7 protein-coding genes and 5 pseudogenes are annotated in these 16,005 nt (G+C 67.8%); 1 reads left to right on the forward strand and 11 read right to left on the reverse strand.

The genetic code is table 11. The features are described from left to right. Positions 1 to 8: 8 nt before the first annotated feature. Positions 9 to 2,903 carry a ligand-binding sensor domain-containing diguanylate cyclase gene (locus tag FRZ33_RS03470; protein ID WP_146907663.1) on the reverse strand — a complete coding sequence of 965 codons (2,895 nt, stop codon included), beginning with the start codon at positions 2,901 to 2,903 and terminating at the stop codon, positions 9 to 11. Positions 2,904 to 2,989: 86 nt separating this feature from the next. Between FRZ33_RS03470 and FRZ33_RS03475 the strand changes: the two are divergent. Then, positions 2,990 to 3,750 (forward strand): annotated as a pseudogene (locus FRZ33_RS03475) (pyridoxine 5'-phosphate synthase). Positions 3,751 to 3,784: 34 nt separating this feature from the next. Here FRZ33_RS03475 and FRZ33_RS03480 read toward each other — a convergent pair. From FRZ33_RS03480 to dnaN, 10 genes and pseudogenes are all read right to left on the reverse strand, one after another. After that, a complete protein-coding gene (locus tag FRZ33_RS03480) occupies positions 3,785 to 4,183 on the reverse strand; it encodes an ExbD/TolR family protein (protein WP_146907665.1) in 399 nt (132 codons plus the stop codon). 113 nt (positions 4,184 to 4,296) lie between these two features. Then, positions 4,297 to 4,709: pseudogene (locus FRZ33_RS03485) on the reverse strand (ExbD/TolR family protein). A 12-nt stretch (positions 4,710 to 4,721) separates the two neighbouring features. Continuing rightward, the gene (locus FRZ33_RS03490) at positions 4,722 to 5,135 is read right to left on the reverse strand and encodes an ExbD/TolR family protein (RefSeq protein WP_146907667.1); all 414 of its coding nucleotides are present in this window, start codon (positions 5,133 to 5,135) and stop codon (positions 4,722 to 4,724) included. Between the two features lie 30 nt (positions 5,136 to 5,165). Next, positions 5,166 to 5,959 (reverse strand): annotated as a pseudogene (locus FRZ33_RS03495) (MotA/TolQ/ExbB proton channel family protein). A 62-nt stretch (positions 5,960 to 6,021) separates the two neighbouring features. Further along, a pseudogene (locus FRZ33_RS03500) lies at positions 6,022 to 6,665 on the reverse strand (energy transducer TonB); the annotation flags it as partial. Positions 6,666 to 6,772: 107 nt separating this feature from the next. Beyond that, positions 6,773 to 8,038: a tetratricopeptide repeat protein gene (locus tag FRZ33_RS03505; protein ID WP_146907669.1), complete on the reverse strand. Its 1,266-nt coding sequence runs from the start codon at positions 8,036 to 8,038 to the stop codon at positions 6,773 to 6,775. A gap of 187 nt (positions 8,039 to 8,225) precedes the next feature. After that, positions 8,226 to 10,814 carry an alpha-L-glutamate ligase-like protein gene (locus tag FRZ33_RS03510; protein ID WP_146907671.1) on the reverse strand — a complete coding sequence of 863 codons (2,589 nt, stop codon included), beginning with the start codon at positions 10,812 to 10,814 and terminating at the stop codon, positions 8,226 to 8,228. A gap of 120 nt (positions 10,815 to 10,934) precedes the next feature. Beyond that, entirely contained in the window at positions 10,935 to 13,382 is a 2,448-nt protein-coding gene (gyrB, locus tag FRZ33_RS03515; RefSeq protein ID WP_146907674.1) for a DNA topoisomerase (ATP-hydrolyzing) subunit B, read from the reverse strand. 127 nt (positions 13,383 to 13,509) lie between these two features. Continuing rightward, a pseudogene (gene recF / locus FRZ33_RS03520) lies at positions 13,510 to 14,585 on the reverse strand (DNA replication/repair protein RecF). Positions 14,586 to 14,685: 100 nt separating this feature from the next. After that, positions 14,686 to 15,786: a DNA polymerase III subunit beta gene (gene dnaN, locus FRZ33_RS03525; RefSeq protein ID WP_146907675.1), complete on the reverse strand. Its 1,101-nt coding sequence runs from the start codon at positions 15,784 to 15,786 to the stop codon at positions 14,686 to 14,688. Positions 15,787 to 16,005: the final 219 nt, after the last annotated feature.

The following is a 16,005-nucleotide window of genomic DNA, read 5'->3' on the forward strand; positions in this document are numbered from 1 at the left end:
TTTTGCCCTCAGGTGGGCGCAGCGGCCGTGTCCGCCTCGTCGGCCAGCACGCGGTTGCGGCCGGCGCGTTTGGCGGCGTACAGCGCGGCGTCGGCGCGGCGCAGCAGGCTGTCGGGTTCGGACTGCACGTTGGGCACGAAGCCGGCGACGCCGATGCTGACGGTCATGCCGGCATCGCTGGCGGCGATGGCGGCACGGATCACCTCGGCACGACGCAGCGCTTCCTCCTGGTGCACGCCCGGCAACAGCAGGGCGAACTCCTCGCCGCCGTAACGCGCCAGCAGTTCCCGTTCCGGGTCGTGCTGCTGGTTCAGCCGCTGGGCGATGCCCTTGAGCTGGACGTCGCCTTCGAGATGCCCGTGGGCGTCGTTGTAGGCCTTGAAGTGGTCCACGTCGATCATCAGCACCGACAGCGGCCTGCGCTGGTCGAGGCAACGGAACCACTCGCGGCGCAGGCCGTTCTCGAGCGCGCGCCGGTTGGAAACGCCGGTCAGCGCATCCTCGGTCACCAGTTCGGCCAGCTTGCGGTTGACGTCCTCGAGTTCGCGCGTGCGTTCGGCGATGCGGCCCTCGAGCCGGCGGTTGGCCGCCAGGTAACGTTCGGTGCGCTGGCGCACCGCCCACAGCGTGATCGCCGCCGCAAGCCCGGCCAGCGCCAGCAGGCCCAGCACCAGCAGCCACCACTGTTCGTACCAGCGCGGTTGCACCTGGAAGTGGTAGTTCATCGCGGCGGCCTGGCGGCCATTGCGGGTACGTGCCTGCACTTCCAGCACGTAGTTGCCGGCAGGCAGGGCGCGGATGAACAGGTCGCGGTCGGTCCAGTCGCTCCAGTCGGGCGTGACACCGTGCAGCAGATAGCGGAACTCGGCGCCGCTTTCCATGCTGACCATGCCGAAGCGCAGGCTCAGGCTGTGCCCTGGCGGCACCGGCACCGGGGCGCTGGCACTGCGGTTGGGCAGGCGCAGCTGTTCGCCCTCGACGTTGCGGGCGACCACGCTTTCCATGCTCAGGCGCAGCGGCTGCGGCGGAATGGCGGCTTCGTCGGGGTCGTACTGCAGCAAGCCGTTCCAGGTGGCGATGCGCAACACGCCGTCGCGACTGACGCGCAGGTTGGCGTAACCCGCGGCGGTCTGCGCACCGGGGTAGAGTGCCTGCCATTCGCCGCCCTTGTCCTTGCGCCACCAGAGCTCGCGCGTGGTGTAGGCGTAATCTCCCAGGGCCGTGGACTGCACCACCAGCTCGTGCGGCCGGTCCACCAGGGTGACGGGCGGCGCCTTGTCGGGGACGAAGCTCCCGCCTTCCAGGCGGAATCCGGCGCTGCCGCTGATGGCATGCAGGCGGCCATCCAGCTGGTACACGCTGGTGCCGTCCTGCGGATCCACCACAAGCCCGCGGTCGTCGGCGAAACGTTCGCGATCGACAACGCTGCCGGCCTTGAGGTCAAGGGTCCAGCGCTGCACCGGGCCGCGGGTGTCTCCCAGCCAGATGACGCCAGGCGCGGTCTCCTCGAGGCCATTGACGCTGACACCGTCCAGCGGGATGCGTTTGTCCACGTGCCACCGCTTGTCACGCTGTTCGACCAGCAGCAACTCGGTGGAGGAGATGGCATAGACCAGGCCCGGAACATGGGTGGACGCCTGCAGGCCGAAAACACCGTCGTTGTCGTTTTCGTAAAGCACGCGCGGCGTGCGTGCGCCGGGGTCCAGCACCTTCAGGCCCTCGCGCAGGCCGATCAACAGGCCGGCATCGCTCGAATGCAGCGAGGTGGCTTCGTATTCGGTCCAGTCGTGCGCCTGGTGCCGCACGCTGCCGTCGTCGCCGACCACCAGCCTCGAGACACCCCGGCTGGTGGCCAGCCACAGCGCGCCATCGTGCCATTCGAAATCATGCGGGTTGCCGGCCAGGCCATGTGCCGCGCCCAGGAAGGACCAGGGCGAGGGCAGCGACATGCGCACCAGGTCGCCTTCCGTGGCGGCCCAGAGCCCGCCCTCGCGGTCCAGGCCCAGGTCGTGGATGCCGAAGCTGCCGAGGTCGATGCGTTCGCGCAGTTCGAAGTTGGCGCCGATGCGGAACAATTCGCCGTCGAGCGTGCCGACGACGAAGCTGCCGTCGCTCAGCGACTGCACCACGTAACTGCCCTTGCCGGCCAGCTGCCGGCTGGCCGCGCCAGGAATGGCCCGGATGCCTTCGGCGTCGGCGCGGTACAGCCCTTCGCGCCCGACCAGCAGGCGCCAGTCGCCGCGATCCACCACGCCGGGCAAGGGCTGGTCGGCGAAAATTTCGCCGCCGGGTTCCAGCACCAGGCGGCCCTGTTCGAAACGGCTGAATCCGCGCCCCTGGACGCGTGTGTACAGGGTGTCGCCCGCGAGGTAGAAGCTGCGTACATCCGCGGCCAAGGGCCAGCGCTGCGCCTGGGCCTGCGCTTCGTAGGGCACGAAGTGCAATGCCTCGTCCGCGCGGAAATAGACGCCGTCGGCCGCGGGCAGCACTTCCCAGACCACGCCGACATGGCGCTGCTCATTGCGCAGACCGGCGCGGTCCAGCAGTTCTTCGTAAGCGAACACGCCGTCGCCGTTGCGCACCAGGCGGCCGAAGGTGTCGTAGCCACCGACATAGACCAGTCCATCGGCGCCGGCGCCCAGCGAGCGGCCGGCCGAGCGGCCGGGCAGCGGGGTCAACAGCCAGTCGACGCCGTCGTAACGCAACACACCTTCACTGCTGCCAACGAACAGTTCACCGTTCACGCCCGTTGCCAACGCAAGATGGCCGGGCGGCGTCTTGGTGTCGTCGGCGGTGAAGTGGCGCAGCAAAGGTGCGCCCGGCACCGCCAAGGCTTGCACTGGCAGGGTCAGGCACAGGGCGGCCGCCAGCAGGCCGGCGCGTAGCAGGCGGTTCAGGAACATCGCCGGATTATCGCCCAAAGCCCGGGCCCGTTACGTGCGGCAGCCCGGGGTTTTCCGACCGCCGGTGCGCAAGGTAGGCTGGCTGGATGACTGTGCTCAGTGTCAACGTCAACAAGGTGGCGGTGCTCCGGAACTCCCGGGGCGGGGCCGAACCCAGCGTGCTGGCTGCCGCCGAGGCGGCCCTCCGTGCCGGTGCCGGCGGCATCACGGTGCATCCGCGCCCGGACCAGCGCCATATCCGGCCAGACGACGTGCTGGGCCTGGCCGGCCTGGTCGCCGGGCGGGCCGAGTACAACCTCGAGGGCAATCCCTTCGCCCCGCCGCGTCCGGGGTATCCGGGCTTCCTGGCCCTGGTCGCGGCCGTGCGGCCGCAGCAGGCGACCCTGGTGCCTGATGGCGACGGCCAGCTGACCTCTGACCACGGTTTCGACCTCGCCCGCGATGCCGGACGGCTGCGGCCGCTGGTGGCCGAGCTCAAGGCACTGGGGACGCGGGTCTCGCTGTTCATGGACGCCGGGGCGCCGGGATTGGAACTCGCGGCCGCACTGGGGGCCGACCGGATCGAGCTCTACACCGGGCCCTATGCCGAGGCGCATGCCGCCGGAGACGCCCATGCCGCACTGGCCCAGTGCGCGAAGACGGCCCACGAGGCCCAGGCCTTGGGTCTGGGCGTGAATGCCGGGCACGACCTGAGCCAGGCCAACCTGGGTGACTTCCTGCGCGGCGTTCCGGGGTGCTGGAGGTTTCGATCGGCCATGCGCTGATCGGCGAAGCCCTTCATGCCGGCCTGGAGCAAACGGTCCGGGCTTACCTGGACATCATCGCGGCGGTCGACGGTCGCGCCTGAGCCGGCGGATCCGGCCGAAGACGCGCGCCGGCGCTCAGTGTTCGACCAGCCCGGCGTGGGCGACGCCGGCACGCTGGGCGGCCGCCATGGCCGTGGCGGCCGACTGGTAGTCCGCGTCCGGGCTGACGTCGATCCTGAGTACGCCTTCCGGCTGCTGGCGGCTCCATTCGGCCAGACGCGCCTCGATGTGCGACGGGGCCATGGCCTCGCCATCGAGGCGGAACAGGTCGCCGGGTTCGACCGCCAGCGTGAGTTCGGCGGGTGGGACCAGGGGTTTGCGATCCGCCTGTGGCAGGCGCATGTCGAGGCGCCAGTCCATCAGCGGAGCGGTGACCATGAAGATGACCAGCAGCACGAGCATGACGTCCATAAGGGGCGTGATGTTCATGTCGGCCATCGTGTCCGAATCGGGTCGTGCGGCGGCGAAAGCCATGGCGCGTCTCCTCGGGGTGGACACCTTCCTTCTACGCCCGGGCCGAGGGGTCGCGCAAGCAAAAAAAACGCCGCCCGGAGGCGGCGTTGCTGCAGGGTGCGGGAAGCGCGGCCTTACTGGCCGGGTTCCACGAAAGCGATCTTTTCCATGCCGGAGTTCTTGGCCCGAGAAAGGACCTTGGCCAGCACTTCGTACTGCGCGTCAACGTCGGTCTCGATCTCCGGGTCGGCTGGATCGAGCGTTCGGCCTCGACCTCCAGGGACGCCTGCAGCACCGAGAGCGGGATCGGCGAGTTGTTCCAGGTGACGGTGCCACCGGCGTCGATCCGCAGGCGGATCGGTTCCGGCGGATCCTTCGGCTGCGGCGGCGGATTGCTGGTGCGCTGCGGCAGGTCGACCTGGATCTGGTAGGACAGGGCCGGGGCGGTGACCATGAAGATGATCAGCAGCACCAGCATCACGTCCACGAGGGGCGTGACGTTGATGTCGGCCATCGGGCCGCCGCCGGAGTTGGAGGTGAATGCCATGCTCGGTGCTCCTCAGCGCTCGGGGGTGGACACGAAGCCCACCTTGCGGATACCGGCCAGCCGGACCTTCTTCACCACTTCGGCGATGACGCCGTACTTGGTGACATTGTCGGCGCGGACGTCGACCTGCGGCTGCGGGGTGCGCTGGGCCAGCACGGCCAGGCGGGCTTCGAGGGCGTCACGGGTGACGGCCTCGTCGTTCCAGTAGACCTGGCCATTCGCCGTCACCGCGAGGGTGATCGGCGGCTGGTCGATCTTCGGCTTCTGCTCCAGGGTGGCCTGGGGCAAGTCCACCTTGACCTTATGCGACATCAGCGGCGCGGTGATCATGAAGATGATCAGCAGCACCAGCATCACGTCCACCAGGGGCGTGACGTTGATGTCGGCCATCGGGCCGCCACCGGAGGAGTTGCTGGAAAAGGCCATGACTGCGGCTCCTGGTTAGACGACGTTCGCTCAGCGCTTGGCCGGCGCGTCGCCGACGCGCGAACCGGTGGCGAAGAAGTCGTGCAGGTCGTGCGCGAAGGTGTCGAACTTGGCGTAGGTGTTGCGGTTCGAACGCACGAAGGCGTTGTACGCAAGCACGGCCGGGATCGCGACGAACAGACCGAAGGCGGTCATGATCAGCGCCTCGCCCACCGGGCCGGCAACGGCGTCGATGGAGGCCTGGCCGGTGGCGCCGATGCGGATCAGGGCGCCGTAGATGCCCCACACGGTGCCGAGCAGACCGACGAACGGGGCGGTCGCACCGACGGTGGCGAGCCAGGTCAGGCCGTTCTCGAGCTTGGCGCTCTCGCGGGTCACGGCCTGGCGCAGGGCGCGGTCGATGAACTCCGAACGGTTCAGGGCGTCGACCAGGCGGCTGCCTTCATGACGCTGGTGGTGGGCGGCAGCCTGGGCGCAGTCCAGGGCGATCTTGGAGAACGGCTCGTTGGCCGGCTGCTCTTCCATGAAGCGGATCGCGTCCTGCGCGTTCGGGGTCTCCCAGAAGGTGCGGACGACGGCGTCGGCGCGGCTGGCGACCACGGTGTTCTTGATCGCGTTGACGACCGTGTACCACCAGGAGCCGAACGACATCACGACCAGCATGAGGAAGACGACCCGGGAAACCATGAAGTCACCGGGGCGGCGACCATTTCCTTGAAGAGGTGGGCGAAACCCATCTGGGACAGGGCTTCGGCGTTGTTGGCGGCGCCGCCAGCGGCGGCCGGCGCGGCGGCGGCGGCGATGAGGAGGATGTCCTGCAGCATAAGAGTGCCTTTCTTTGTGATTGACCGTTACGGGATTTGGGACGGGTAGCGTTACGGGGAGTGAACTTCACGGGGACGAGCACATCGCCACCCACCTTCACGCCATTGCGCAAGCCGGGGTTGAACTTCCAGCGCCGCGCGGCATCCATTGCTGCACGGTCGAGATTGCGGTTGCGGCTGGAGCGCTGCACCGCGACTTCGAGCACGTTGCCGGCGGCGTCGATGGTGACGCGCAGGACCACGGTACCACCCACGCCTTCGCGGGCTTCCTTGGCGGGATAGCGGGGCTGGTTCAGGGCGCGGCCGCTGATGTCCTCGGACGGCGCGAAGTCGGCGGGCGGGGCCGGCGGCGCCGGGGAGCCGGCGGCGGGGCCTCGATGTCGATCGGGCTCGGGTCGTCGAACACCACCGGCGGCTCTTCCGGCGGCGGCGGGACCGGCGTCGGCTTGGGCTGCTCGATGATCTTCTGGACCACCTTCGGCGGTTCCGGCGGCGGCGGGGGCGGCGGCGGGGGCGGCGGCGGGGGTTCGATGAAGCTGACCTGGGTCACCTCCTCTTCCGCCTTGTTCAGATCCGGGGTGTTCACGGGCGCCATCATCAGCATGAACGCGACCGCATGAAGCGCGATCGCAAACGCGTTGCCGCCGATGCGTGCCCAGCTGATTCCCTGGGGCTTGTCGTCGTATTTGTAATTCTTGTCCGTCATGCGGGTGGCGGCTCGAGCTCTATAGGACTACCGGCGGTCAGCCGTGACCCGCCGGGGACCGGCGGGAACTTGTTAGCTTATACGAAGGTTACCGGTTTACCAACCGATCAGCGGCTGATCTGGGCCAAGGCCTTCTGGGCCTGTGACCGGGTACTCGGATCCTTGGCGGCTTCGCGGTAGGCCGCCTGGGCAGCGGCCACGTTGTCCGAGTAGTACTCCGCCCGGGCGATGGCCATCCAGGCCTCGCCAGGGTTCTTCAATCCCTTGTCCAGGGCCTGCCTGGCGGCCGCCTTGGATTCGGTATTGCGGTCTTCCTGCCCCAGCACCTGGGCCAGGAACAGGGACAGTTCACCGTCGCTGGAAAGCGGGCCACCCTTCTGGGCGGCGGCGATCGCGGCCGGGATGTCGTCGCTGTAGTAATGGGCCTGGGCCAGGATCGCCAGGGTCTTGCCGTCCTCCGGCAGGATGCCCTTGGCGATGCCTTCCTCGATCACCTGGGCGGCTTCCTTCTCCCGCTCCATGCCGAAGTAGGTGCCGTACAGGCGCTGGTAGTCGTTGGCGTCGGTGAGCATGCCGCGCTTGCGGGCCTCGTCGAGCAGGGCGACCGCCTTGTCCTGCTGGTCGGCATTGCCGTACAGGGTGGCCAGGTTCATCAGGGCGCGCTTGTCGGCCGGGTCCTTCTGGTACAGCGCCTCGGCCGTGGTGATCGCGGCGGCATCGTTGCCGGTTTCGGCGTAGGCGGACAGCAGCATGGTCATGGACTGCTCGTCGCCGTCCTTGCTGAGCTCGATCGCCTTCTTCAGCGGTGCGATCGCCTCGGCGTACTTGCCGCTGTTGTAGAGGTTGGCGCCCTGCAGGGAATAGACCTGCGGGTCGTCGGTCTTGGTCTCGGCGACCACGCGGTCGAGCAGCGCGGCGGCTTCGTCGTTGCGGTCGTTGTTGATGTAGACCGAGGACAGGCTGAGCATGGCCGAGTAGTGGTTGTCGTTCGGCAGGCCGTTCTCTTCGATGGCGCGCTTGAGGTAGCCGATCGCCTGCTCGTCCTTGCCAAGGTCGATCGAGGCGCTGCCGGCCAGCAGCAGGGCGATGCCGCGGTCATAGGGGCCGGCCTTCTCGTTGGCAAGCACCACTTCGGCGGCGGCGATGGTTTCTTCTTCCTTGCCGTCTGCGTTGTAGGCGTCCTGCAGCTTGGTGTTGAGCTTGAGCAGGCGCGGCGTGTACACCGCCTCGGGCGAGACGCGGGTGGCGTTCGGATACAGCGCCGGCGCGGGCTCCTCCTTCTTGCTGCGGCGCTGCGCATCCACGTCCGTGGCCGACAGCGAGGCGACCAGGAACACGAGTGCAGCGAGCTTGAGGGGGTGTAGTGCCTTCATCGAAAACTCCTTGGATCCGCGTCCCGCGCGGTCGTGGGCCGCCTAGGGTACCGGGGAACGCGGCACCGGCTCAAGCCGGATGTGACCGTTTTTCCCCTTCGCCCCCGTACTGGATATTTCTTGGGCGCAAGCTTGCCGGCTCAATCGCGCCACAATCTTAAAACGGTGTTAATTGCAGCGGCGCCGTTCAGCCCGTGGTGGGAAAATTCGCAAGCGCGAACGCCACCCGCTCCGCCGGATCCTTCGACAGCTGGCCACGTTCACGCAACGCTTCGACCTTGCGCAGACGATGTTCGAGGCCATTGCCATTGGCCATCTGGATCGCCAGACCGGGGCGTGCATTGAGCTCGAGGATCAGCGGGCCCTTGTCGCGGTCAAGCACGAAATCCACGCCGACGTAGCCCAGGCCCGAAAGTTCGTAACAACGCGAGGCCATCTGCAGCAGGTTGTTCCAATGCGGGATCGTCAGGCCGACGATGGTGTGCTCGGTGTCGGGATGGTCGCGGATGATCTCGGTGCCCCAGACGCCACGCTTGGTCTTGCCGGTGGGGATGTCGATGCCGACGCCGATCGCGCCCTGGTGCAGGTTGGCCTTGCCGTCCGACATCCGCGTGGGCAGGCGGATCATCGCCATCACCGGATAGCCCAGGAAGACGATGATGCGGATGTCGGGCACGCCCTTGTAGCTGACGTTGTCGAAGATCGGGTCGAACTGCACGCAGTATTCGACGATCAGGTGGTCGGGCTGGCCGCCCAGCGAGAACAGGCCCGACAGGCCGTTGGACAGGTGGTGCTCGAATTCCTCGCGGCTCATCAGGGAGCCGTTGGCGCGCCGGTACTTGTCGCCGCGGCGGCCGGAGATCACCAGGATGCCGTCGCCACCGGAGCCGTGCGCGGGTTTCACGACGAAGCTGTCGCGGCCCTTGAGCTTCTCGTGCAGTTCGGCGATCTGGTGCTCTTCGCGCACCACGGCGTAGAGGTCGGGCACGGGCAACCCGGCCTGGATCGCCAGCTTCTTGGTCAGCAGTTTGTCGTCCACGCGCGGGTAGAACTTGCGCGGGTTGTGCATCAGCACGTAGTGGGCGTTGCGCTGGCCGATGCCGACCAGCCCGATCTGGCGCAGGCGCCTGGCTATCTGGAAGGGATTGAACCAGCCCATGGCGTCAGGCCTTCGTATCCGGAGTGGCCGCGGCGGTGTCGGTGGCGTCGCTCGCCGCCGGCGGGGAACAATGGGATCGGGCTCGCGGGCCAGGGCGCGGAAGCGCAGCAGTTCGTTGAGGCGGTAGCCGGAATAACGGCCCAGCAGCAGCGCCAGCGCAAACAACACCAGCAGCACTTCCGGATAAACGAACACCAGGTGCTCCAGCGGCGGCCAGCTCATGACGACGTAGGCGAGCGCCGCCACGATCAGCGTGCCGATGCCCTCGCGGATCGCCGTGCCGGCGCCACGTTCGTCCCAGGCCACCGACATGCGTTCGATGGTCATGGCCATGATCACCATCGGGAACAGCGCCACCGACAGGCCGACCTCGATGCCCAGGCGGTTCGACAGCACGCTCACCGCGGCCATCAGCAGCACCACCAGGATCAGGATCGCGGTCAGGCGCGGCACCAGCAGCAGGCGCAGGCGCTCGAGGTAGAAGCGCACGATCAGGCCGAAGCCGACCACCAGCACGAACAGCGAAATGCCCGCGACCAGCGCGGTTTCGCGGAAGGCGAGTGCGATCAGCACCGGCATGAAGGTGCCATAGGTCTTCACGCCGACCAGGTTGCGCAGCAGCAGCATGATGAAGGCGCCGATCGGCACCATCAGCAGGACGCGGTAGGTTTCCTGCGCCTGCAGCGGCAGGCTGAGCAGCGAGTAGCGCACCAGGTTGGCGTCCTGCACTTCCAGGCGGCGCTCGGCGGTGGCCATCGCGTCGGCCAGGTTGCGGCTGACGGTGAACATCAGTGCCGTCGGTGGTTCGCCGTCGATTGCCAGCAGTGGCTGGTTGCTGGCGCTCCAGACGAAGAGGTCTTCCGGCGCACCCTCGGCGGCGGTTCGCGGGTCGAGCATGGTCCAGGCCAGACCGTCGTGCACGATCAGCCAGGTCTGCATCCGGGCCTCGAGATCGGCGTCGGCATCGGTGAGGCGTATGCCATGCACCACGCGCGCCGGGATGTTGCGGGTGGCGAGCAGCTGCACGATGAAGTTGCTGCGGGCGACGTCGTCCTGGCCGTAGCGTTCGGCCAACAGCTTGACCTCCTCGCTCAACTGTCCGCTTTCACCCAACCGGCGCATCAGTTCGCGGGCGAAGGTGACGGTGTTGGACGAGCGGTCGCGCACCTGGTCGAGCAGGGTCTGCGCGGCGGTGGCGTAGGGTTCCTCCAGCACCGGCGGTTCGCCGATCACCGGCTCGAAGTCGAGCGCGGCCTGCTGCTGGTCGTCGGCGCGCACGATGGTGGCGCGGTAATACAGGTCCTGTTCGCCCAGCGCGCGGCGGATCGCCCACTGTACTTCGCGGCCTTCGGCGCCGGCTTCCTCGAGCTTGGAATAGTTGCGCGCGACGAATCGCTCCTCCAGCACCGTCCAGCCCGGTGCCGTGGACGGCAGCTGCAGGGTGACGGTGTTGGCGCCCTTGCGCGGCTGGTATTCGATGTGCGCCTGCACGGTCCACACCTGCACCTGGGCATCAGGCTGCAGCGGGAACTTGAGCACGCTCCACTTGTAGTACATCGCCGAGAACGCGACCGCGACGATCGCGAATGCCAGCAGATAGAGGTGGCGTTTGCTCATGTTTCCGGCGTCCCCGTGCACAGCGTCAGGCCCGCTTCTTGTCGGTCGGGGCGGGCGTCGCGGCAGTTTACATGACGGGCCTGCGGCCGGAACGGGCGGGCCAGGGGCCCGCCCGCGGAGTCAGACGTCGAGGTTGGCGACGCGCAGCGCGTTGTCTTCGATGAACTCGCGGCGCGGTTCGACCACGTCGCCCATGAGGGTCGAGAAGATCTGGTCGGCGGCGACCGCGTCCTCGATGCGGACCTTGAGCAGGCGGCGCGTATCCGGGTTGACCGTGGTTTCCCACAGCTGTTCCGGGTTCATTTCACCCAGGCCCTTGAAGCGCTGGATGGTGCGGCCCTTCTTGGCCTCCTCCAGCAGCCATTCCTGCGCCTGCAGGAAGGTCGCCACCGGCTGGCTCTTGCCGCCGCGGCCGACGTTGGCGCCGGGCTGCAGCAGGCCGTGCAGTGCGCCGGCCATCTCGGTCACCTGGCGCAGTTCGCCGCCCAACAGCTGGCCGGCGGCCAGTACCTGGGTGGCCGACAGGCCATGGTGCTGCTTCTGCACCACCAGGGCGCCGCCGGTGCCTTCATCGTTCATCGGCTGCACCGAGAACACGTAGCGCGGGCGGCCCAGACCGGTGGCGTTGAGGCGCAACTCGATCTCGCGGCACCAGGGCGCAAGGCGCTCGGCATCGGCGAAGTCGTCGGCGGTGAGCGGGCGCATCTCCAGCATCGCCTCCAGCACCGGCGCATCGATGCGGTGCGCGAAGCGGGCGATGGTCTCGCGCACGGCGACGAAGTCGAGCAGCAGCTTTTCCAGCGCCGTGGCGGTGATCGGCGGCACGCCATCACCCGGACGCAGCTCGGCATTTTCCACCGCGTTGTTGGCCAGGTAGGCGTTGAGCGCGCCGTCGTCCTTGAGGTACTGCTCGTTCTTGCCCTGCTTGATCTTGTACAGCGGCGGCAGGCCGATGTAGACGTGGCCGCGCTCGATCAGCTCCGGCATCTGCCGGTAGAAGAAGGTCAGCAGCAGCGTGCGGATATGCGAGCCGTCGACGTCGGCGTCGGTCATCAGGATGATGCGGTGGTAACGCAGCTTGTCCGGGTTGTATTCGTCCTTGCCGATGCCGGTGCCGAGCGCGGTGATCAGCGTGCCGACTTCGGCCGACGCGAGCATGCGATCGAAACGCGCGCGTTCGACGTTGAGGATCTTGCCCTTGAGCGGCAGGATCGCCTGGGTCTTGCGGTTGCGGCCCTGCTTGGCGGAGCCGCCGGCCGAGTCACCCTCGACGATGAAGAGTTCGGACAACGCGGGATCTTTTTCCTGGCAGTCGGCGAGCTTGCCGGGCAGGCCGGCGATGTCGAGCGCGCCCTTGCGGCGGGTCAGGTCGCGGGCCTTGCGCGCGGCTTCGCGCGCACGCGCGGCGTCGACGATCTTTCCGGCGATCGCGCGCGCTTCGTTCGGACGCTCCTGCAGGAATTCCTCCAGCTTCTGGCCGATCACCGACTCGACCGCCGGGCGCACTTCGGAGCTGACCAGCTTTTCCTTGGTCTGCGAACTGAAGCTCGGGTCGGGCACCTTCACCGACAGCACGGCGATCATGCCTTCGCGCATGTCGTCGCCGCTCAGCGCGACCTTGGCCTGTTTGGCGATGCCGTTCTGTTCGATGTAGTTGGTCAGCGTGCGGGTCAGCGCGGCGCGGAAACCCTGCAGGTGGGTGCCGCCGTCCTTCTGCGGGATGTTGTTGGTGAAGCAGAACATCGTTTTATAGTAGGCGTCGGTCCACTGCACCGCGATGTCGACGACGATGCCGTCCTTTTCGCCCGAGGCGGAGATAACCGATTGATGCAGCGGGGTTTTCAGCGCCGCCAGGTGTTCGACGAAGCTCTTGATGCCACCTTCGTATTCGAACAGGTCGCGTTTGCCGTCGGCGCGCTCGTCAATCAGCTCGATCTTGACGCCGGAGTTGAGGAAGCTCAGTTCGCGCAGGCGCTTGGCCAGGATGTCGTAGTGGAATTCGACATCGGTGAAGATCTCGTCGGCCGGCAGGAAGCGCAGCTCGGTGCCGCGCTTGGCGGAGGGGCCGATGGCCTTGAGCGGGTAGACCGGCTCGCCGAGCGCGTATTCCTGCTCGTAATGCTGGCCGTCGCGCCAGATGTTGAGCCACAGCTTCGAGGACAGCGCGTTCACCACCGACACGCCGACGCCGTGCAGGCCGCCGGAAACCTTGTAGCTGTTGTCGTCGAACTTACCGCCCGCATGCAGCACGGTCATGATGACCTCGGCCGCCGACACACCCTCTTCCTTGTGGATGTCCACCGGAATGCCGCGGCCGTTGTCGGAGACCGAGCAGGAACCGTCGTTGTGCAGGGTGACCACGACGTGGTCGCAGTAGCCGGCCAGGGCTTCGTCGATGGCGTTGTCCACCACCTCGAAGACCATGTGGTGCAGGCCGGTGCCGTCGTGCACGTCGCCGATGTACATGCCGGGACGCTTGCGGACCGCTTCAAGGCCGCGCAGGACGGTGATCTTGCTGGAGTCGTAGGTGTTGTTCGGGGTTTGCGGCAGGTTCGGGGTGTCGGTCATTGCGGAGGCAGTCTCGCGTTGGGCCACGCTGGGGCGTACGCCGCCCGGAGGGGCGGCAGCGCGCCTATAAATAATGTGTGCGGAGTATAACGCGGGGCCGGGCGGCTGGCGCGGCCACGGGCGGAGCTCAGCGCACGCCCAGGCGGCCGCGTTCCACGTGGAACCTGGCGTTCGTGCGGACACCTTCCGGCAGCTCGGGGGCTTCGGTCGCCGTCAGCAGGACCTGGGCACCGGACGCCAGCACCGAAACAAGGGCCTGGTGTTGGTGCGGGCGATCCAGCTCCGACCCCAGGTCGTCCAGGCAGACCAGGGGCCATTCCCCCGGTCGGCGGCGAATGCGCGGGCCTGGGCCAGCACGCAGGCCAGGGCGGTCAGTTTTTCCTGGCCCCGCGACAAAGCCTCGCGGCCCGGCAGGCCAGGTAGTCCACCCGCCAGTCGGCCCGGTGCGGGCCCTGGGTGGTGTAGCCCTGGAGGAGGTCGCGCTCCCGGGTCAGCAACAGGGCGTCTTCGAGCGGGCTTTCCTCGCGGCGCCAGCCGGGCAGGAAACGCAGGCCGGCGCCCCCAGCTCCGGCAGGAACTCCCCGGCCGTGGCGACCAGGATCGGCTCCAGCCGGGCCAGATAGTCCGCGCGCAGCGTGCTCAGGCTCTCCCCGGCCTCGGCCAGCTCCCGGTCCCAGGGCGCCAGGGCCGACGGGGCGGGCTGACGCTTGAGCAGGGCATTGCGCTGCTTCAGGGCCCGGGCGTAGCGCCGCCAGACCGGCAGGAAGCCCGGTTCCACGTGGAACAGCGCCCAGTCCAGGAACCGGCGCCGGTGTTCGGCACCCCGGCGATCAGTTCGTGGCTGCCCGGCTCGAAGGTCACCACCGCCAGCTCGGCGCAGAGTTCGGTCAGGCTGGGGGCGGGGGCACCATCCAGGCGGGCCTCCCAGTCGCCGCCCGTGTGGCGCAGCCCGGCCCGGCGCGGGCGGCCCCGGCCATCCAGCCATTCGGCGTACAGCTCCAGGTTCGGGCTGCCGCTGCGGATCAGGCCATCGCGCACCCGGCCCCGGAACGAACGGCCGTAGCCCAGCAGGTGCACGGCCTCGATCAGGCTGGTCTTGCCGGCCCCGTTGCCGCCGGTGATCAGGTTGAGGCCGGGGGCAGGGTGGAACTCGACCTGTTCCAGGCAGCGCAGCCGGCGGATGTCGAGGCGGGTCAGCTGCATGGCCGCCCCTGGAGCCGGGCGCGCCCGGTCGGACCCCGGGTGTCAAAACGGCACCGCCCGGCACGGGCCGGGCGGTGGGAGGGCGCGGCGACGTCAGGAATCACAGCCGCAGCGGCATCACCACGTGGCGGCTGCGCTCATGGCTGGCCTCGCGGACCAGGGCCGAGGAGTTGGCGTCGCGCAGGTTGATGATGACGTGCTCCTCGCGCAAGGCGCTGAGGGCGTCCAGCAGGTAGGTGACGTTGAAGCCGATGCTCAGGCCGTCGACCTTGGTGTCGGCCTCGACTTCTTCCTGGGCCTCTTCCTGCTCCGGGTTGTGCGCGACGATGCGCAGCTGGCCCGGGCTGATCTCGAGCTTCACGCCACGGTACTTCTCGTTGGACAGGATCGCGGCACGCTGCAGGGCGGCGCGCAGGATCTCGCGGTCCACCTTCACTTCCTTGTCGGCGCCGATCGGGATCACCGCGTCGTAGTCCGGGAAACGCCCATCAATGAGCTTGGAGGTGAAGGTCACGTCCTCGCGACGCATGCGCAGGTGGTTGCGGCCGACTTCCAGCTCGACTTCGCGGTCGCCGCCTTCGAGCAGACGCTGCAGTTCCAGCACACCCTTGCGCGGCAGGATGATCTGCTTGCGGGTCTGGGCGCCGGCGGGCAGGGGCGCTTCACACAGGGCAAGGCGATGGCCGTCGGTGGCGACGCAGCGCAGCGAGTTTTCGCGCAGGTCCAGCAGTAGGCCATTGAGGTAATACCGCACGTCCTGCTGGGCCATGGCGAACGCGGTGCGTTCGATCAGTTCCTTGAGCGCGGCTTCCGGCACCCGGATGCGCTCGACCAGGTCCAGGTCCTCGACCGCCGGGAAATCATTGCCGGGCAGGGTGGCCAGGGTGAACCGGCTGCGACCTGCCTGCACCGTGACCTTGTCGGCCGACTGGCTGATCGTGACGCGGCTGCCATCGGGCAGGGCACGCACGATCTCGAAGAGTTTCCGGGCGGGGATCGTGGTTTCGCCGGCCTGGGCGTCATCGACGTCGGTGCGCGCGACCATCTCGACCTCGAGGTCGGTACCGGTCATCGACAGCTTGCTGCCTTCGACGCTGACCAGCAGGTTGGCCAGCACGGGCAGGGTCTGCCGGCGTTCGACCACATTCACGACCTGCTGAAGGGGTTTGAGCAGAACTTCTCGCGTCAGGCTGAAACGCATGCGGATCCCCATGCTCCAAAGAGTGGATAAATCAAAAACTGGTGGTGGTGGAGCCGGCAAAAACGCCGGATAACTCAAGTAAGACGTTGATTCTTAACCGTTTTAGTGCAGCGACAAGGCTGTGTGCCAAACCCGGGACCAGGTGACAGAAGCTGTGGATAAAAACCAGCCTCCGAAATGCTCCCCAACTTGTCCACAGGCCGTCCCCCTGCGGGTTCC

Origin of the sequence: Arenimonas daejeonensis, from assembly GCF_007993735.1 — a bacterium.
In the GTDB taxonomy this organism is placed as follows: Bacteria; Pseudomonadota; Gammaproteobacteria; order Xanthomonadales; family Xanthomonadaceae; genus Arenimonas; species Arenimonas daejeonensis.